At 37.1% G+C, this 21,188-nt stretch carries 9 protein-coding genes (1 of these 9 running past the window's edge); 4 read left to right on the top strand and 5 right to left on the bottom strand.

From position 1 onward, the window contains the following. Nucleotides 1-10 precede the first annotated feature (10 nt). Entirely contained in the window at nucleotides 11-1,189 is a 1,179-nt protein-coding gene (gene pncB, locus ACT5E3_RS05860; protein ID WP_444997375.1) for a nicotinate phosphoribosyltransferase, read from the bottom strand. Nucleotides 1,190-1,244: 55 nt separating this feature from the next. Then, nucleotides 1,245-1,898, bottom strand: coding sequence for an isochorismatase family protein (locus ACT5E3_RS05855; RefSeq protein WP_444997374.1), 654 nt, complete (start codon nucleotides 1,896-1,898; stop codon nucleotides 1,245-1,247). A gap of 176 nt (nucleotides 1,899-2,074) precedes the next feature. Here ACT5E3_RS05855 and ACT5E3_RS05850 point away from each other — a divergent pair, with 176 nt between their 5' ends. The 4 genes from ACT5E3_RS05850 to ACT5E3_RS05835 are packed head-to-tail and all read left to right on the top strand — an operon-like array spanning nucleotide 2,075 to nucleotide 5,031. Continuing rightward, nucleotides 2,075-2,680, top strand: coding sequence for an adenylyltransferase/cytidyltransferase family protein (locus tag ACT5E3_RS05850; protein ID WP_444997373.1), 606 nt, complete (start codon nucleotides 2,075-2,077; stop codon nucleotides 2,678-2,680). Continuing rightward, nucleotides 2,677-3,312, top strand: a complete 636-nt coding sequence (locus tag ACT5E3_RS05845) for an NUDIX domain-containing protein (RefSeq protein ID WP_444997372.1) — start codon at nucleotides 2,677-2,679, stop codon at nucleotides 3,310-3,312. Before ACT5E3_RS05850 ends, ACT5E3_RS05845 begins: the two co-directional genes overlap by 4 nt. Then, a complete protein-coding gene (locus ACT5E3_RS05840; protein ID WP_444997371.1) occupies nucleotides 3,302-4,027 on the top strand; it encodes an NUDIX hydrolase in 726 nt (241 codons plus the stop codon). Before ACT5E3_RS05845 ends, ACT5E3_RS05840 begins: the two co-directional genes overlap by 11 nt. A 56-nt stretch (nucleotides 4,028-4,083) precedes the next feature. Further along, the gene (locus ACT5E3_RS05835) at nucleotides 4,084-5,031 is read left to right on the top strand and encodes an ADP-ribosylglycohydrolase family protein (RefSeq protein WP_444997370.1); all 948 of its coding nucleotides are present in this window, start codon (nucleotides 4,084-4,086) and stop codon (nucleotides 5,029-5,031) included. 30 nt (nucleotides 5,032-5,061) lie between these two features. On the opposite strand, the gene ACT5E3_RS05830 is transcribed toward ACT5E3_RS05835, so the two are convergent. The 3 genes from ACT5E3_RS05830 to ACT5E3_RS05820 form a co-directional block, all read right to left on the bottom strand. Next, on the bottom strand, nucleotides 5,062-5,523 hold the full coding sequence (locus ACT5E3_RS05830; RefSeq protein ID WP_444997369.1) for a hypothetical protein: 462 nt from the start codon (nucleotides 5,521-5,523) through the stop codon (nucleotides 5,062-5,064). A gap of 107 nt (nucleotides 5,524-5,630) precedes the next feature. Further along, a complete protein-coding gene (locus ACT5E3_RS05825; protein WP_444997368.1) occupies nucleotides 5,631-6,704 on the bottom strand; it encodes a TauD/TfdA family dioxygenase in 1,074 nt (357 codons plus the stop codon). Between the two features lie 20 nt (nucleotides 6,705-6,724). Then, nucleotides 6,725-21,188: the 3' portion of an amino acid adenylation domain-containing protein gene (locus ACT5E3_RS05820; protein WP_444997367.1), read on the bottom strand. Its footprint extends 2,120 nt past the window's final position; 14,464 of the gene's 16,584 nt are visible here — the last part of the coding sequence; its start codon lies beyond the right edge, outside the window; it ends in the stop codon at nucleotides 6,725-6,727.

Below are 21,188 nucleotides of genomic sequence, written 5' to 3'. Positions count from 1 at the left end.
GATTTTATTTTTAATTAACTGCAAATACATTCTTCAAATAGGTCAAGTAACCTTCATCTTTACACATAGTTTTTCCCGGACTATCACTGATTTTTGCTACTGGTTGTCCATTACACTTAATCATTTTCATCACAATGCTCAAAGGCTTTACACCAACGTCGTTAGTGAGATTAGTGCCTATACCAAAAACGACATTAGTGACTTCATGAAATTCTTCGAGTAAATCAAATGATAACGAAATATCTAAACCATCACTAAAAACAAGTGTTTTAGTTTTAGGATCAATCCCCAATTTTTGATAATGAGCGATCATTTTTCGTGCCCATTCAAATGGACAGCCGCTATCATGCCTTACGCCATCAAACAATTTTGCAAAGTAGCGATCAAAATCTTTAATAAATGCATCAACACCAACAATATCTGTGAGCGCTATGCCTAAGTCACCACGATACTCTCTTGCCCAGACATCTAATGCTTCCTTTTGACTATCAACTAAACGAGGTCCTAACGCTTGAAAAGCCTGCAAATACTCATGTGCCATTGTGCCTAAGGGTAATAGTCCAATTTCTCTCGCATAATAAACATTACTGGTTCCCACTAAATTATTAGGTACACTGCGATTAAGATGCAATAAAACCTGTTTTTGCCAGTCGCGACTAAAACGGCGTCGGGTTCCAAACTCCATAATTTTTAGCTTGTCGCCTAGCGGGTGAGCTTTAATCGCTTGTGTTTTTTCTTTTAAACGGCGTTGCCCCTCTTTCAAATCAATATCAGCATGTTGATGTCTGGAATACACTTCTTCAACAATCGCTAATATGGGCACTTCAAACAAAATAGTATGTAACCAAGGCCCAACCACTTTAATTTCTAGCTGCCCTTCTTCATCTCTGCCCATGCGTACATAGCTTTCATTCATTTGAAACAATTTAAGGAATTGAACAAAATCTGATTTCAAATAATAAATATTATTTAAATAATGAACTTCATTTTCAGTAAACTTTAATTGACATAAGTGTTTAATTTCATCTCTTATTTCTGTGGCTAACGAAGTTAAATCAACGCCTTCAGTTCTACATTTAAATAAATATTCAACTTCTGCCGCAGGAAAATAATGTAGTACGGTTTGCATCATTGTCAATTTATATAAGTCAGTATCCAATAGAGACTGAATTATCGGTTTACTAGCCATGCTGTTATCCTTATGTTAGTTTGTTTTGTCTTTCTTTAATTATCATTAATGAACATTAAGCTTTCAACTCATATTGTTTTAGTGCTTTAGTTTCTGTCACTATTTCAACTCCAGCTTTTTTCATTTCAACAATTGCAGAGTTAACCGTCTCTTGTGTAATCCCTCTGCAAGCTTCAAGATTAACGATCACACGAAAGCCTGCTCGATTTAATTGAAGTGCTGTCGTTTTAACACAATAGTCTGTTGCTAAACCGCCCACTATGACATTTTCGATATTATTATGTTTTAAATACTCAATAACTCCAGTACTCATTTTATCAGCTAAATCATGGTAACAAGCACCATAAGGATGCAGATCAAGTTCAATACCTTTCCAAACAAAAAAATCATATTCAACAGGCTTGGGTAATCCCTCAATTAATTCAAACCCCTTTGTACCCGGCACTGCGTGTAGATTCCAAGCAATATCAACATCATCTCCCTCAACAGGTGAAAACATTGGCTTTTCTTCGTTTGCAACCCAAACGGCCCTTGGACTATGCGCATCTTTAGAACCGACTCGAATAGCGGCAAACATCGCTTGTTCATTCAGCGCTTTAACTATCTCTGTTCCACCTTCAACAGGCAGTTCATCTGGGCACTCTTGTGTAAATGTATATTGTGCATCAACATCAAAAACAGCCGTATTATTCTGATTAAATCTATTCATCTTCTCCGCCCCACTTCTCTGATTAATTACTACAACAATATTCAGTTTCTTACATACTAATCATGGCAAATTGAACTCATTATAGCTTGCTATTTAATTACCTTGACTTAATAGTATACTTGATGCACTATTAATAATATACAAGCTATACTATTATGTCAAGCAAGGAGAATGAAATGAAAACCAAGAGAGTTGGAGTAGTTGGTTCAGCCTTTAACCCTCCTCATTTAGGACACAAGGATATAATTGAGCAAATTTATTCAGATTTTGATGAAATCCTGTTAGTTCCTAGTTATCGACATGCTTTTGGTAAAAAAATGGCGTCCTATGAAGATCGTCTTAATATGACAAGTTTGTTAGCTCAAGCTTTCCATTCAGAAAAGCATCTTCAATTTAAATCCAAACCAACTATACTCACATCATCAATAGAAAGAGACATAGGCTCAAGTAATTCGAAACCAGTTTATACCTTTGATGTACTTGATGCACTTGAAAACCGATATTTAAAAAGTGGGTTTCATGCAAAACTCACTTTTATTGTTGGACCAGATAATGCGACACATAAAACTTGGAATAAGTTTTACCGAGGCGAAGAAATCATCCTACGCTGGAATTTAAGATCAGTTAGCGAAAGAGTACCTGTACGTAGTACACTAATCAGGAAGTTAATATCTGATTATCCACGTCCAGAATTTTTATTTGAAACGCGTTTTAAATATTATTTAGACAGTATGATTGCTCACTATATATTTAATCAAAAACTGTATGGAGTACATATATGAAAAAGTTTATTCCCAAAGAAAAAAACTTTTTAAGCCAATTATCAAGCTCAAACAATATCATAAAAGAAACAACGCTTTGTCATGATGGCTTTTTTCAGCTAAAAAATCATACGATTCAATACGACAAGTTTGATGGCACTCAAAGCCAAGTTCATCAACGAGAGGTATTAGTGCGTAGACCAACAGTTGCATTACTTATATTCGATCCAAGAAAAAAAAGAGTACTACTAACCGAGCAGTTTAGAGTTGGCCCACTAGAAAACAAAGACGATCCTTGGCTATATGAACTGCCAGCTGGAATTGTGGAAGTTGGTGAAGAACCAAGGTTAGCCATAGAAAGAGAAGCGTTCGAAGAAACGGGCTATCAATGCAATGCTAAGATCATGATAGGTGAATTTTATTTAAGCCCAGGGGGAAGCAGTGAAAAAACAACATTGTTTTATGCAGAAACAAACTTAACAAAATCAGGTATTCATGGTGAATCCGATGAAAATGAAGATATCAAAACTCATATCCTTAGTGTTAGTAGTGCAATAACGCTGATGCAACAAGGCAAGCTCAGCGTAACAACCAGCCTGGCTTTAATGTGGTTAAAAGCAAATCAATTGAGTGAGGCTTTAAATGACCACTAAAGCAGAAAAAGATTTTTTAGCTCAATATAACATTCATGATTATGATGTTCCCCTCACGAGTGTTGATATCGTTATATTTTCTATTATTAATGAACAAGTCAATGTGTTAACAGCGAAAAGAACTGATTTTCCATACAAAGATCACTGGGCAACACCTGGAGGATTCATTGATATTAAAAAAGATAGTAATATTCAACAAACAGCCCTCAGAAAGCTGAAAGAAAAAACGGGTTATGAAGCTCCTTATCTAGAACAACTCGGTGCAACAGGTAATAATGAAAGAGATCCTAGAGGTTGGTCGGTTACTGTAACTTACTTTGCACTAGTAAATGCTCAAGAAGTTACGTTAAGTGATGATACTCGTTGGTGTGTTTTGGATAATGACGGAAATTCAACCTGCTCAACTCTTGCCTTTGATCATGACGAATTAATAAAAGAAGCCTTTCACCGTTTGAGAAATAAAGCACAATATACAACCATTGCACTACATATTTTACCTGAAAAGTTTACTTTATCGGAACTACAAAAATGCTTCGAAATTATATTAGGTGGCAAGCTTAATAAATCAGGTTTTAGACGACGCATAATTAAAGGGAATGTTATTCAAGAAGTCGAAGGCGAATCAAAACAAACAGCAACCAGAATGGCACAACTTTATCGCAAAGCCGATGATGAAGATCTGCACTTTTATATGCGGGAAATTTATGCCAAATAAATTAATTGACTGATTAAACGACAAACAACTTCTCACACTAGGAATTAAATAACCGTATGCAAACAGAAAGCCATATAAATAACCAAGCTAAGAATATTGATGATGCTATTCAAGGCTGTTTAATAGGCCTTGCCATTGGAGATGCAGTAGGAACCACTTTAGAATTTAAACCTAGAGGTACTTTTAACCCCATTACCGATATGATTGGTGGAGGTCCTTTCAATCTTAATCCTGGAGAATGGACTGATGATACCTCCATGGCACTTTGTTTAGCGCAAAGCCTAATACACAAGAATGGTTTTGATGCGGCAGATCAAATGAATCGTTATTGCAATTGGTATCGCCATGGTTATATGAGTAGTAATGGAAAATGTTTTGACATTGGAAATACAGTCTCTACTGCATTAATTGAATATGAAAGAACCAAAGAACCTTTTAGTGGACCTACTCACCGATTATCAGCTGGTAATGGATGTTTAATGCGTTTAGCTCCTATCCCAATATTTTATAAAGATAATTTAGAAAAAGCCTTGCACTTTGCAGGAGAAAGCTCAAGAACAACTCACGGTGCAGCTGAATGTATTGATAGTAGTCGTATTTTCACTGCGATGATTTTGAATACTTTTCTCGGCAAAAACAAGAATCAGATACTTAAACAATCTGACTACAATGCTAATACCCACAAAATAATCGAATTATGCAGAGGCCAATTTCTCAATAAACCTTATGAAGAATTAACGGGAAGCGGATACGTTATTGAAAGTCTAGAATCTGCTCTTTGGTGCTTTTATCATTCTGATAGTTTTGAAGAAGCCATACTTAAATCAGCTAATATTGGTAATGATGCAGATACAACCGCGGCCATATGTGGACAAATAGCTGGCGCATATTATGGTTTAAATAATATTCCTGCTCATTGGAAATCGCTGCTGGTTATGTATGATGAAATTTTAATTATGGCTAAACAACTTGGCAGTATAAAATCAAGGGTAGATCACTTATAACCATATAGTGCTACCCATTTTAACAATAGATTAATATGTTTTCAGCTCGTTTAACTGGTTTTGTTTCTTATAACCGATATATTGGTAAAAGAAAGTAATAAATGTTGGAAAAATAATACCCTTCAATGGTTTTAAGTCAGAGTATAATGTTTGTATCATTTCATGATTCGAACTTGAAGCCAGTATAAATTGCAGAGTAACTAATGCAATTATACCAGCCCACATACCAACTAAACCTTCTTTTCTCTTCAAAAAAATAGTAACTAAACTGACAATAATAATACCGCGAAAAATATTTTGCATTATCATAACAAAAGAAACAGGGAAATCTTTATTAAAAGAATTTAAAAAATCGCTTGTACTATAGAGATCATTACCCAAAGTAAAGTTATACAACTTAAGAATATGATAAAAGATTAAAATACCAATCATAGCAATGGCTATTCTTTCTTTATTTTGGGCTTTCATATTATCTAAAAATTTAATTTTCATATTGTTACTGTTACCTAAAAGGTGTATTTTAGCTTGTAAAGAAAACACACAAAGACTCAATAGAATTTGAATATCAAATCAACAAAACTAAAAAACAAATTTAATACTTAAAAAACTAAAACATCTTCATCGCCACTAATGAGTGCAGGCTCAATAAAATGACTAATCCCTTCAATCGTTTCATAAGAAACCTGCTCCATCATAGCAACATAAACCTGACGCTCACCAGTAAAGGCCTCTCTACCATGTGCAACTCGCATATTATCAAGTATCAAAACATCATTTTCTTCGTAAGGATATTTAATTTTTTGTGTTTCATATAATTTTAATAGCGTATCTATGGTCGACTTTTCAATTTTGCTACCATCACCATAATATGTATTGTAAGGCAGCTCATCTTCACCATAACAACTTAAAAAAAGTGACTTTAACTCTTCTTCTAAAGCATACATGTTAAAAAACACACCATGATTAAACCACAGTTTTTCTTTTGTTGCAGGATGTGTAATTACTGCCCAACGACGCGAACGCAATTGTATTTTATCATCATCAATCCATTTAATGGATATATTGTTCTCGGCACAATAATGATTCATTTCATCACGATCAGAAACCGCATAAGCCTCTTTCCAGGGCAATCCCATACCATAGCCATAATTCCTGACATACTCCACGCCCTTCTCACTAAACTCAGCTAATATTTCACTTGGTATTTTTTTATACATTTCTCTGCAATCAATCAGTGGTGTTTCACCACCGGTTTCAGCAACAACTTGCGCATAAAAAGCGATATAGCCTGGCCAGGACTTAACATAAGAATTCTCATTATGCGGTAATATCACTCTATCGTTTAAATATTCGGTTGCAGTAAAAACTTTTCCTTTCACATGGCTTCTTGGAGTTGCCTTTTCCTGATACTTACCCCAGTCAGAAGATATCGCGGTAGAGACAAACTGTTCAAAGTTATCAGTACCAACAATATCAAAACCTCGAAACAATACGCCACCATATTCAAGAACTAGTGAGCGAATGAGCGATTTAGAGTTTTTTGCCCATTGTTTTATATCAAAGTCACTATTAACAGGTGACAGCACAATTGGTAGTTGCTGCTGATTAATAAAATAACTTTCCAAGCCTTGTTCAATTAAATTGGCTACATTTCGAATTTCATTCACCATCATTTTTTCCTTGAAATTTATACTTAAGACATTCTACTTTTGTTGTCTAAATCAGTCGTTGGCTGTCTAGGCTTTATCAATAAGTTAAGTTGTTCACCAAAAATTTTAATCAATCGATGAGCATCTTTTTCTGTAAAATACAATCTATCGAAATCAATCGTTCCGGTAATCTCACTTTTATTAGAGCCACCGGTTATCGCCATTTTCAAAGCATAATGAAAACGATCAGATGCATAACTAATATCAATATCAACTGCTTTATCAACATCTCGAGATTCCACGACTTCATTATGAAAATTAACAAAGTTAAACGCTGCATAACTCGTCTTATTACCTTTCATTAACGGTTTAATTTTAGACACAGGGAATAATGAATGTGAGTCCATCACTAACAGCTTTTTAGTCACATCGGTAATCGCTAAATCATCATCAGTATATAAGTCAGCAAATAAAGGCAAAAGATTCCAATACAAACCAACGGTATTCAATGGATCACTTAATCGATTAGAACGTCCACTGGTGACAATATCAATAGTCACAGCATTGGTCGATAAAAATTCCCCTAAAGTTCTTTGATAAGCAAGTAGTAACAGTGCTTTCAAAGGCACTTTACTTTTTCTAGCAAGTTCGTTAATCAATTTTGCTTTAGTTGATTCCAGTTTAAAACGAGCTTGATTTGTTTTTTTCAAATTCACTCGTTTTAATGGTGTCAACTCTGGCATTGGTTGATAACCTGCCAGTAAGCTTTGCCAGACGGAAAGTTGTTCGTCGCACTGACCCGCTTCTAATTCCAAGGCAACATGTTCTTTAAATACATTAACCGGTTTAACTTCGGGCAGTTTTGTTCCTGCTAAAACTTGTGGATACAAGGCTAAAATCTGATTACGAATTTCAACTAAAGCCCAACCGTCAATTACCGCATGATGAGTTGAAACATAAAGTCCCCAATGTTTATCTGCATATTGAATGATAGAAAACCTCACCTGAATATCACTTTCATCAAACGGATGATTTAAATCATCTTCAACAAATTGTGCGACTTGCTTTTGTTGACGCTTACTATTCAGTTTTCTCAAATCTAATAAACCTAGATGAAAGTCTACTGTTTTCATCACTTTCTGAATATATTGACCATCACTCTGACGTGAAAATTGAGTTCTAAAAACAGGTGTTTTGTTGATGATATAACGAATAATATCTTGCATCACATCAAACGAACACTCTACCCCTTTAACATCATATAAAACAGTGGGTTGATAAACACCAGGCTCAGTTCCTTCAGCCTTATGCATTTCTAACATCTGTTGTTGCATTTGAGTAACCGGATAACAATCTTCAACATCTTTTGTCATATAGATTGATGAATCAAAAAATTCATTAATTAACGCTAAATTAGCAGGTTTAACTTTTACCTGTTTTTGGCCAACTCGATTAATCAATAGATCAGATATTTCTCTAATTGTTTGTGAGGTAAAAATATCTTTTACTTCTAAAAATAAACCTTCCGCTTCACATCGCTTTACAATTTGAACCACTCTGATCGAATCACCACCAATGGCAAAAAAGTTATCATTTATACCCACTTGTTTAAGATTTAATACTTCTTGCCAAATATGACATAGTTGTTCTTCAATATCATTTTCTGGCGCCACATATGCATTAGCAGCCGTTTGGCTATGACTAAGGCTTAATAATAATTTAGCATCAACTTTTCCATTAATTGTTAATGGAATACGCTCGATGGCTGTATAAGATGAAGGAACCATATAAGCTGGAAGATGTAAGCTGAGATGTTTTCTTAATAAAGAAGGCAACTCTTCCGTCGCTTTTTCTGTAGCAACAACATAAGCATTAAGTTGTTGATGGCCACTAGCATCTTGCTGAATTAAAACAACACTTTCTTTCACCAGTTGACTGGCAATCAATTGTTGTTCTATTTCACCTAGCTCAATACGGAAGCCTCTTAATTTTGCTTGTTGATCTGCCCGGCCTAAATATTCTAATTCTCCATTAATATTCCACCGGACCAAATCGCCTGTTCGATACAATCGCTCTTCACTATTTTCACTAAAGATATTTTTAATAAATCTTTCTTTATTTAGCTCTGGCCGATTAAGATATCCTCTTGCAACACCTGCCCCACCTATATACAACTCACCAACAGCACCAACTGGTTGTAATGTCATAAACTCATTACAAACATAACCAGTTAAATCACTAAGTGGTTGACCAATAATGCTTGCAGAAGTCTTAATATCGGCTTCTAATATTTCACGGTATGTGACATGCACAGTAGTTTCAGTGATCCCATACATATTAATGAGCTTTGGCCCTTTATTACGATGCATTTTAAACCACGGCGCTAATTTTTTAAGCTCCAGAGCTTCACCACCAAAAACAATATATCGTAATGAATCACAACACTGAGAAGTTGCAACAGCTTCATCAGATAGCAGATAAAAAGCTGATGGCGTTTGATTCAACACCGTTACTTGATGTTCAATTAGTAATTGGTAAAAACGATTGACAGAACGACTGACTTCATAAGGAACAACAACCAGTTTTCCACCGTGTAATAATGCTCCCCAAATTTCCCATACGGAAAAGTCAAAAGCATAAGAATGAAATAGAGTCCAGCAATCATTGTGATTAAATGTAAAGTTTTCAGCACAGGTTTCGAATAGACGTATAACATTTTTATGTTCAACAATAACGCCTTTTGGCTTGCCCGTTGAACCCGATGTATAAATGACATAAGCCGCATTTTCTGGCAATACGTGAACCCGCTCAATATTTGACGAATCTAACAACTCAAGGGCTTTAATCGTCTTCTCGCAATCTAAACTGACTAAAGCAACATTTTTATTTGATAATCTGGACTCAAGATGTTGCTGGGTAATCACCCAATTAATTTTAGCATCATCAATCATATATTCTATTCGAGAATCAGGATTACCAGGTTCCAAAGGAACATAAGCCGCTCCCACTTTAAGTGTTGCTAAAATTCCAACAACAATATCAAATGAACGCTCAACCAATAATCCTACATAAGCTCCTTGAGTGACGCCTTGCTCAATTAAATAACGGGCTAATCGATTAGCTCGCTGATTTAACTCTTGATAAGTTAAGCTATCTTGCTCATAAGAGACCGCAACATTTTGAGCCTGTGAAAACGCTTGTTGCTCAAAAATATGATGAATGCAATTGCCTATGTTTTTGGCTATCTGATTTGTCGCAGTTTGATTTGTCACAGTCGAATTTATCACAACAGGTGGAGTTGAGAATTGAACCTGCTCTTGCTGATTAATCAATGGTATTTGATAAATATTCTGATTGGGATTAGCCACAATTTGTTCTAATAACAAATTATAATGCTGGGCAAACTCAGCCACTGTTTCCTGATTAAATAACTGAATATTATATTCCCATGATGATGAATAATCACCATCGGCTCTTTTTCCAATATGGAGTGACAATTCAAATTTAGCAAATTGATTGTCTGTTTCAATACCGCTCAATGTCAATCCTGGCAGCGATAGTTCAGGGATATCGTTATTCTGTAACGAAAATAATAATTGAAACAGTGGTGCATGATTCAAATTACGTTCTAAATTTAATTGATCCACCAACATTTCAAAGGGAACATCTTGATGATCAAAAGCATCGAGTACCATTTGCTTTGACGAGTTCAAATATTCAATAAATGTCGGATTACCACTTAAATTATTTCGCAACACCAATGAGTTAACAAAAAAGCCTATCAATGGTGCGACTTGTTTATGTGAACGCCCTGAAACCGGAGTACCAACGACAACATCTTGCTCTCGACTATACCTTGCTATCAATAAGGCAAAAACAGATTGTAGCAACATAAATAAAGTTGCTCCATTCTCTTGTGCAATCCCATCTAGTTGACGAATGATCCCTGCATTAATTTTGGTTTGAAAAACACTGCCAGCAAAAGTCTGTTGTTTCGGTCTCGGCTTATCGAGAATTAAATTATGAACCAAGGGCAGGTCTTTAAGTTGCATTTGCCAATATTCCATTTGCTGCTCAAAAACATCACCTTGCAGCCATTTTTTCTGCCAGTCTGCATAATCAGCATATTGAATATCTAAAGCGGGCAATTGATGTGTTCTAGCATTAATGAATGCACTATAAAGAGCCGAGAACTCTTGGGTTAATATGCCAACTGACCAACCATCAAAAGCGATATGATGAATATTCAGTAATAACACATGTTCATGGTCCATTATTTTTATTAAAGTACAGCGAATCATTAATTCTTGATCGAGTTTAAATGAAAGCTGCATATCTTCTAAAGCCAACTCATTCACTCTCTTTTGCGCTTCTTCATTTGAACAATGAGAAAAATCTATATCAACAATTGCTAGCTCAGCTTTTTCTAAAACGACTTGGTAGCCCTCTCCTTTTTCATCAATCTGGTATTGTGTTCTCAGAATTTCATGACGCTGTATTATTTGATTCAACGCTTGGCTCATTGCTTTTCTATTTAATGTTCCCTTTAAGCGCAACGCAATAGGCATGTTATATTGCGCACTGCTTCCTTGCATTTGGTCAATAAACCATAAGCGACGCTGTGCATAAGATAAAGCCAAGAAAGTGTTTTTTCTATTAATGGGTTCAATAACAGATAAATGCAATCGTTTCTCTTTACTTTGAATCAGCTCTACTTGTTGAGAAAGTAATGGATTTTCAAATAGTTCTCGTATAGAAAGTTCAACGTTAAAATATTCCTGAATGGAGAACTCTAAGCGAAGTAATGTTAACGAGCTACCGCCCAAAGCAAAGAAATTATCATTTAAACTAATCTGCTCCAATCCTAATAAATTTTTCCAAGCTGAAGCTAGTTTTATTTCATTTGACGTTACAGGTTCTAAAAATTCAATCGATTTCAACCAATGAATAACAGCCCCTTGCTGTTGCACAGAATCAAAAGACACTGTTGTTTCAGCCAGCAAACAAATCCCTTTAGGTAACATTGCTTTTTGAAGTCGTGCATTTAACCAAGAATGTAACGCATCAACAAATTTAACTTCATCTACTACGGTTTCTTTCGGTATCACATAAGCAACAATTTTGCTGGTGTCATTATGCTCTTCTAACGATAAATATGCACCCTCAATACTATCATGTGCCAAAATAGTATTTTTCACACTGGACAAATTAAAACTAAGCCCTTCTATTTTTACCTGTTCATCCATACGCCCTAAAAAGCTTAACTCCGCATTATGATTAATACGTGCTAACTCCCCAGTTCTCAACAACCACTGATGATCTTGAGTAATTAATTCACTTTTCGTTAATACACTTTGCTTTTCCAACTCCTTGTTCTCAGGTTGGGCAACTAGCACTAGCTCACCAATAGCACCTTTAGGCAACAAATATTGTTCGCTATCCATAATCCAAAAGTCTAACGCTTCACATTCAACTGCTTTTAACTTTTCAGGATAATGGCTTTTATTGCCATTGCTTTTTTCAATATTGTTCCAATTTTTAAGAGCATCATATTCATTCTCATCAATAGTGATCAATTCAAAAACAGGTTGTTCAGGAGACTGAGTTAATAAAGCTAATATTCTTGCAAAATAACTCGATAAGTTTTCAATCGTTTGTTCTTCAAATAAGGCTGTCGAATAATTCCAGTTAATATTCAAACCATAAGAGGTTTCTTCTACTGTTACCGTTAAATCAAACTTGGCAATTGAACTTTCTGCCTGAACAGCTTCCAATTTTAAGTTAGGCAAAGTTAATTCGGTTTGTTCATTATTTTGCAATGCAAACATCACCTGAAACAAAGGCGTATGACTAAAACTTCTTGTCGGTTGTAATCGCTCCACCAACATTTCAAACGGTAAGTGTTGATGTTCAAACGCCGATAACGACATCTGTTTCGATTGTTGCAACAATTCATTAAATGATAACTCACCCTCAATCTGATTCCGTAACACCAAGGTATTCACAAAGAAACCAATTAAAGGCGATAACGAAGAATGCGTTCGATTGGCTATCGGTGTCCCCATCACTATGTCACTTTCATGACTATAACGCGACAACAACACCGCAAACGCAGTCTGCAATGTCATAAACAAAGTCGCATCATTGCTTTGGCTTAAAGTTTGTAATTCTTCGCTGAGCGATAAACTCAACGATTGACTCAAACTCGCACCCGCCACACTCTGCACCACCGGACGCGGTTTATCTAACGGTAAACTATGTACCGCAGGTATACCGGATAACTGACCTTCCCAATAACTTAACTCTGATTCTAAACGTTCACCACTGAGCCACTCTCTTTGCCAGTGAGCAAAGTCTGCATATTGAATCGCTAATGCCGGAAGCCTCGCTTCCCGTCCTTCACTGTAAGCTTGATATAAACCCACAAACTCTTGTGTTAAGACTCCCATCGACCAACCATCAGAAGCGATATGATGCAAGTTAAATAACAACACACTTTCTGTATCTGATAAAACTAACAGACTCACTCTTAACATTAAGTCTGCACTTAAATCAAAACCGCGTTGGCTATCTTCTACCGCTAAGCGCATTACTTCCGCTTCTCGCTCACTATCAGCCAAATGACTTAAATCTAACTGGTTTATGGTTAAGGCTTGGGCGGCATGAATCACCTGACAACCTTCTCCATCTTCTCCGGTTTGATAAGTCGTTCTTAACACTTCATGACGCGCAATTATCGCATCCAGGCTTTGTTGCAGCGCCGATTGATTCAGCTCACCTTTGAGTCTTAACGCCATCGGCATATTGTATTGACTGCTACCCGGCTCTAACTGGTCGATAAACCATAAGCGTTGTTGCGAGAAAGACAATGGTAATGGCTGCTCTCGGGAGATGACTGGAATAGTAATTTGTTCACTCTGCTCTAAGCCTTCTATATAACTTGCTAACTGACGGATGGTATTGTGTTCGAATACATCGCGTACACTCACATCCACTTTGAGGGTTTGCTTGATTTGGCTGATTAGACGAGTCACTAATAATGAGTGGCCTCCTAGCTCAAAGAAAGTTGCAGTGACACTGACTTTTTCCAAGTCTAACAATACCGCCCAAATTTCTCTGATTTTAACTTCCAAATCTGAATCAGCTTCAATAAATACTTGCTGACTAGAGAAGTCAACTGCTGGCAATTTGTTTTTATCAATTTTACCATTCGCATTAATCGGCAATGAATCTACTATAACAATCGCCGATGGCACCATATATTCTGGTAATAATGATTTTAACCAACTTTTAATTTCACTAATTAACTCAACTTCATTTTGTTCACTAGCCGAAATTTCGATATAAGCAATTAACCTTTTATTATTTTCTTCACCACTAACCAATGCATAAGCTTCTTTGACTTTTTCATTTTTGAGTAAAGTAGCAGCGACTTCACCCGGTTCTATTCTGAAACCACGAATTTTAACTTGATCATCAACCCGACCAACAAAAGTAATATTTCCATCAGGCTCATAACGAACCAGATCGCCACTTCGGTAAAATTTATGTTTAGAATATTGATTGAGGTTAATAAACTTTTCATCACTGAGTTCGGGCTGATTCATATAGCCTTGAGCAACACCATCGCCACCTAAAACTAACTCACCAACCGCACCAACAGGCAATAATCGCTGCTCACTATCCAAAACTAATGAACAGCTCCCTTCAATAGCTTTACCAATAGAAAATCCGATATCAGAAATTTCCGTAATCTCATAGGAAGTACTAAATGTCGTATTTTCCGTAGGTCCATACATTTGTAATAAACGCTTGGGTTTACCTTGTGTAATAATTTTATTAACCGCAGCCAAATTTAGCTTCTCACCGCCAAATAATAAATTATCTAAGGAAGCAAAACCTGTGGGGAAAGATTGAGCCATTTGGTTAAAAATAGCGGTTGTAATAAAAACCGTATTCACCTTATTATCTTTCAACCATGCACTAAATAATTTTGGCTCTAAAAAAGTGGCTTTATTAATAAAAGCTAACTGTGCACCATTTAACAAAGTTCCCCATATTTCAAAGGTTGCTGCATCAAATGAACAATTTGAAGCTTGCGCTAAAACATCCGTATTTTTTATCTCGACATACTTCGAATTAACCACTAAACGTATAATACCAAGCTGATGCACCATGACCCCTTTGGGCCTTCCGGTAGAACCTGAGGTATACATCACATAGGCAAGACTTTGCGGCGTTTGCTTCAAGGCAAGGTTATCTAAACGTTGCCCTTTAAATTTCTCCATCGTAACATCATCGTCCATTAAAAGTGCTAATGTCTGAATTGATGGAGTATTTTTCAGCGTCATTTTTTCGGTAATTACAATCGATAATTGACCATCATCTAACATCATTTGCAAACGAGATTCAGGATAATCGGGATCAAGTGGTACATAAGCAGCTCCCACTTTAGCAACAGCTAACATCGCTATCACTAATGAAGGTGAGCGTTCAACGCAAATCCCAATTAAATCACCCTCTTTTGCATGACGCTCGAGCAGATAAAGCGCCAAAAGATCTGACTGTTCATCTAATTGATGATAAGTCATTTCACATTCATCATGTACTAAAGCTACTTTGTTGGGTTGCTGCTCAACACTTTCTTTAAATAATTCAACAATAGTTTTATCCGTTGGATAAGAAGCATCAATTTTTAGCCAATCAAGTTGTTTTTGTTGATCTGACTCACTAACAATATTCAGTGATGATACTGGCGTATTTTCTTGTTGAACAATTTGGCTAAGAAATAATTCAAAGCTACTCGCCATTGTCTGTATCGTTTCACGATTAAATAAATCTGAGCAGTAATTCCAACTCAGGACTAATCCTTGTTTAGTTTCAGTAACACTTAGCATTAAATCATATTTAGCCACCACATTTTCATTTTGAATGGCCTGTAAAGAAAGCCTGGGCAAAGCAAATTCATTTTTTTCTTCATTTTGCAGGGTAAACATCACCTGAAACAAAGGTGTATGACTAAAGCTTCTTGTCGGTTGTAATCGCTCCACCAACATTTCAAACGGTAACTGTTGATGTTCAAATGCCGATAACGACATCTGTTTCGATTGTTGTAACAATTCACTAAACGATAACTCACCCTCAATCTGATTCCGTAACACCAAAGTATTCACAAAGAAACCAATTAAAGGCGATAATGAAGAATGCGTTCGGTTGGCTATCGGCGTCCCCATCACTATGTCACTTTCATGACTATAACGCGACAACAACACCGCAAACGCAGTCTGCAATGTCATAAACAAAGTCGCATCATTGCTTTGGCTTAAAGTTTGTAATTCTTCGCTGAGCGATAAACTCAACGATTGACTCAAACTCGCACCCGCCACACTCTGCACCACCGGACGCGGTTTATCTAACGGTAAACTATGTACCGCAGGTATACCGGATAACTGACCTTCCCAATAACTTAACTCTGATTCTAAACGTTCACCACTGAGCCACTCTCTTTGCCAGTGAGCAAAGTCTGCATATTGAATCGCTAATGCCGGAAGCCTCGCTTCCCGTCCTTCACTGTAAGCTTGATATAAACCCACAAACTCTTGTGTTAAGACTCCCATCGACCAACCATCAGAAGCGATATGATGCAAGTTAAATAACAACACACTTTCTGTATCTGATAAAACTAACAGACTCACTCTTAACATTAAGTCTGCACTTAAATCAAAACCGCGTTGGCTATCTTCTACCGCCAAGCGCATTACTTCCGCTTCTCGCTCACTATCAGCCAAATGACTTAAATCTAACTGGTTTATGGTTAAGGCTTGGGCGGCATGAATCACCTGACAACCTTCTCCATCTTCTCCGGTTTGATAAGTCGTTCTTAACACTTCATGACGCGCAATTATCGCATCCAGGCTTTGTTGCAGCGCCGATTGGTTCAACTCACCTTTGAGTCTTAACGCCATCGGCATATTGTATTGACTGCTACCCGGCTCTAGCTGGTCGATAAACCATAAACGTTGTTGCGAGAAAGACAGTGGTAATGACTGCTCTCGGGAGATGACTGGAATAGTAATTTGTTCACTCTGCTCTAAGCCTTCTATATAACTTGCTAACTGACGGATGGTATTGTGTTCGAATACATCGCGTACACTCACATCCACTTTGAGGGTTTGCTTAATTTGGCTGATTAGACGAGTCACTAATAATGAGTGGCCTCCTAGCTCAAAGAAAGTTGCAGTGACACTGACTTTTTCAATAGAAAGTAACTCTCCCCAAACATAACTTAAGGTAATTTCAGTTTTTGTATTCGCAGCAACAAATTCAAGTTCATTAATATTTTCAGGTTGAGGTAAAGCTTCGCGATCAATTTTTCCATTGGTGGTTAATGGAAAAGAAGCCATAACAATTATATGATCGGGAACCATATACTCGGGTAAATAGTCAACAAGTTTTGCTTTAATGGTGTTGATCAAGTTATTTTTATTCTCATCGTCTACATTTGAAGCAATATATCCAATCAAACTTGAAGTTTGCTCATTAACCACCACCGTTGCATCGTTGACTTTTTCATGACTTAACAAGGCAAATTCAATTTCACCCAGCTCAATTCGATAGCCTCTTAATTTAATTTGATGATCGACACGACCAACAAACTCTAAATTACCATCGGCTAAGCGACGAACCAAGTCACCTGTTTTATATAAAACTTTTTGTTTTGCAAAAGAAGCATTGCGAATAAAACTTTTTTCAGTTAAGTCACCACTTCTCCAATACCCCCGAGCTAAACTTTTACCACCGATAAACAATTCTCCTACAGCTCCGACGGGTTGGGGTGAGTAAGCATCATTTAACACATAAAGTTCCGCGGCCCCTGGAGTTCGGCCAATGGGAGCACTCGCCCGAGCCAAACCTTTTTCAACTTTAAAAACACTACTCCACACTGTCGCTTCAGTCGGTCCATATTCATTAAATAAATCATAATGACAATCTTGATATTTTTGACCGACTTCTGAAGTTAAGGACTCACCACCTAAAATAATGGTATTTAATTGATGCTGCGATCGCTGATGATAGATTTCATCCATCACCCCACGATAAAAGGAAGGAATACACATAAAACAATTAATTTTATTTTTTATAATAAAATCAACAAATTCATTTGCCGTTAAGTGTTGCGGGTCACGCATAATATTTAACGCAGCCCCACTGGTTAATGCCCAGAAAATAACACCGGCAGCAATATCAAACCCAACAGAACTCATCATTAATAAATGATTCAATTCACTTTGATAATACCTCTTTCGATCAAGGGTTGAGTTAATAATACTTTGATGTTCAACCATTACCCCTTTAGGTTGTCCAGTAGAGCCCGAAGTGTAAATTACATAAGCCAAATGCGACCCACTGACTCCACTCTCCGCTGTCGGAATATTCTCTACAGCATAATCCTGCAAAGCTAACTCATCATCTAAACAAAATGCCGTTAACTCTGTTAAATCCAAACTCGATGTTAAGTGACTTTGCGTTAATAACAAACTCACTCCAGCATTATCTAACATATAACTTAGTCGACCTTTCGGGTAAGCCGGATCTAATGGCACATAAGCACCTCCCGCTTTCAATATACCCAACAAGCCCACTAACATCTCTAATGAACGTTCTACATAAAGTCCCACTAAATCATCTGGTTTAACTCCCTGCTCAACTAAATAATGGGCTAAACGATTGGCTTTTTTATTCAGTTCACGATAAGTCAACGATTGCTCTTCATAAACCGCCACTATCGCATCAGGAGTCAATTCAACCTGTTTCTCAAACAGTTCATGCATACACACATCATCAGGATAAGCCGATACCTGTTGCTCTTGCTCTAGTAGCAAGGTTTGTTTTTCTTTTTCTGTCAGTAATGATTGCTGATTAATCGGTTTATCTGACTCTGCCACTAACCCTTGCAACAAAACTTCAAAACTCTGTGTTAAGCGCTTAATGGTATCTGCTTCAAATAAATCCGTGCAATACTCCCAATTCAATAACAAACCATCAGGACTCTCTTTGACACTCAAAGTTAAATCATACTTGGCAACCTGATGTGGGTTTTCAACTGCACTTAAAGTTAACTTCGGTAAGCTCAGTTCACTCGATTCATTATTTTGTAAAACAAACATCACCTGAAACAAAGGCGTATGACTAAAACTTCTTGTCGGTTGTAATCGCTCCACCAACATTTCAAACGGTAAGTGTTGATGTTCAAACGCCGATAACGACATCTGTTTCGATTGTTGCAACAATTCATTAAATGATAACTCACCCTCAATCTGATTCCGTAACACCAAGGTATTCACAAAAAAACCAATTAAAGGCGATAACGAAGAATGCGTTCGATTGGCTATCGGTGTCCCCATCACTATGTCACTTTCATGACTATAACGCGACAACAACACCGCAAATGCCGTTTGTAATGTCATAAACAAAGTCGCATCATTGCTTTGGCTTAAAGTTTGTAATTCTTCGCTGAGCGATAAACTCAACGATTGACTCAAACTCGCACCCGCCACACTCTGCACCACCGGACGCGGTTTATCTAACGGTAAACTATGTACCGCAGGTATACCGGATAACTGACCTTCCCAATAACTTAACTCTGATTCTAAACGTTCACCACTGAGCCACTCTCTTTGCCAGTGAGCAAAGTCTGCATATTGAATCGCTAATGGCGGAAGCCTCGCTTCCCGTCCTTCACTGTAAGCTTGATATAAACCCACAAACTCTTGTGTTAAGACTCCCATCGACCAACCATCAGAAGCGATATGATGCAGGTTAAATAACAACACACTTTCTGTATCTGATAAAACTAACAGACTCACTCTTAGCATTAAATCTGCACTTAAATCAAAACCGCGTTGACTATCTTCTACCGCCAAGCGCATTACTTCCGCTTCTCGCTCACTATCAGCCAAATGACTTAAATCTAACTGCTTTATGGTTAAGGCTTGGGCGGCATGAATCACCTGACAACCTTCTCCATCTTCTCCGGTTTGATAAGTTGTTCTTAACACTTCATGACGCGCAATTATCGCATCCAGGCTTTGTTGCAGCGCCGATTGGTTCAACTCACCTTTGAGTCTTAACGCCATCGGCATATTGTATTGACTGCTACCCGGCTCTAGCTGGTCGATAAACCATAAACGTTGTTGCGAGAAAGACAGTGGTAATGACTGCTCTCGGGAGATGACTGGAATAGTAATTTGTTCACTCTGCTCTAAGCCTTCAATATAACTTGCTAACTGATGGATGGTATTGTGTTCGAATACATCGCGTACACTCACATCCACTTTGAGGGTTTGCTTGATTTGGCTGATTAGACGAGCGGTGAGTAATGAATGACCGCCTACGGCAAAGAAATTATCTGTCACGCTCACATCATCTAGCTTAAGTAACTCCAGCCATAATAACTTCAGCTTGTTTTCTATTTCGGTTGACGGTAATACAATTTCTCTAATAGACTCTTCTTGTTCGTTAAGCGCTTTTAACTTTTTACGATCAACTTTTCCATTAACAGTCAAAGGCAGGTTTTCAAGCGTAACACATCGTGCTGGCAGCATATATTCTGGCAATTTTTTGGATAACTGTTCCAGTATAAATGCTTCTGATATTTTTTCTGCGGCTGAATCATTCAAAGTCATATAAGCTAATAATTGGTAATCATCCGTTTCTGTTTTTTTCGCTAAAACAACTGCCTGTTTAACTTCGGGCAAGTTCATTAGTTGGTGTTCAATTTCTCCCAACTCTATTCGATAACCTCTAATTTTAACTTGTTCATCAACTCGCCCTATATATTCTAAATGGCCATCATGTAACCAACGAACCAAGTCACCCGTTTTATAAACTCTTTTTTCTGGATTATCCTCAAATGGATTTCGAACAAATTTTTCTTCACTAAGTTCTGTGCTATTCAAATAGCCACGAGCCAAACAATCACCACCAATCACTAACTCACCAACAGCACCTACCGGTTTCAGTTGTAATTTTTGATCGACCACATAAAGTGAAACATTATCAATTGCCTTTCCAATATTGGGTTGATTATCCGGTAATATTTCAATCAAGCTGCTATTAACCGTACATTCAGTTGGACCATAAACATTAAAAGCCCGACTTGATGTTTGCTGATTAAGCAAACTTATTTTTTGCCAAAGTTTCTCAGAAATGGCTTCTCCGCCAATCACCCAATGAAGCGGTGTTGAAATAGCAGCAACAAAACGCTCATCTGCTAAGAAATGTTTCGCATGAGATGGTGTGCAATCAAAAATATCAACTTGATGACTTAATAAATACTCAATGAAGTCTGACGGCATAGCTCGCACATCAGTTGGTATTAGCGTAACACAAACACCCGCACTCAATGCGGTTAATGCTTTAATTGATGAGTCAAAAGAAAACGGTGCATTCCATCCCCAATTTTTTGCCTGAGTCACATTGAATAATTTATTTTCTAATGAAGATTTT

The sequence above is a fragment of the Aliikangiella litoralis genome (assembly GCF_052495765.1).
This window is presented reverse-complemented; position numbering and strand designations above follow the sequence as displayed.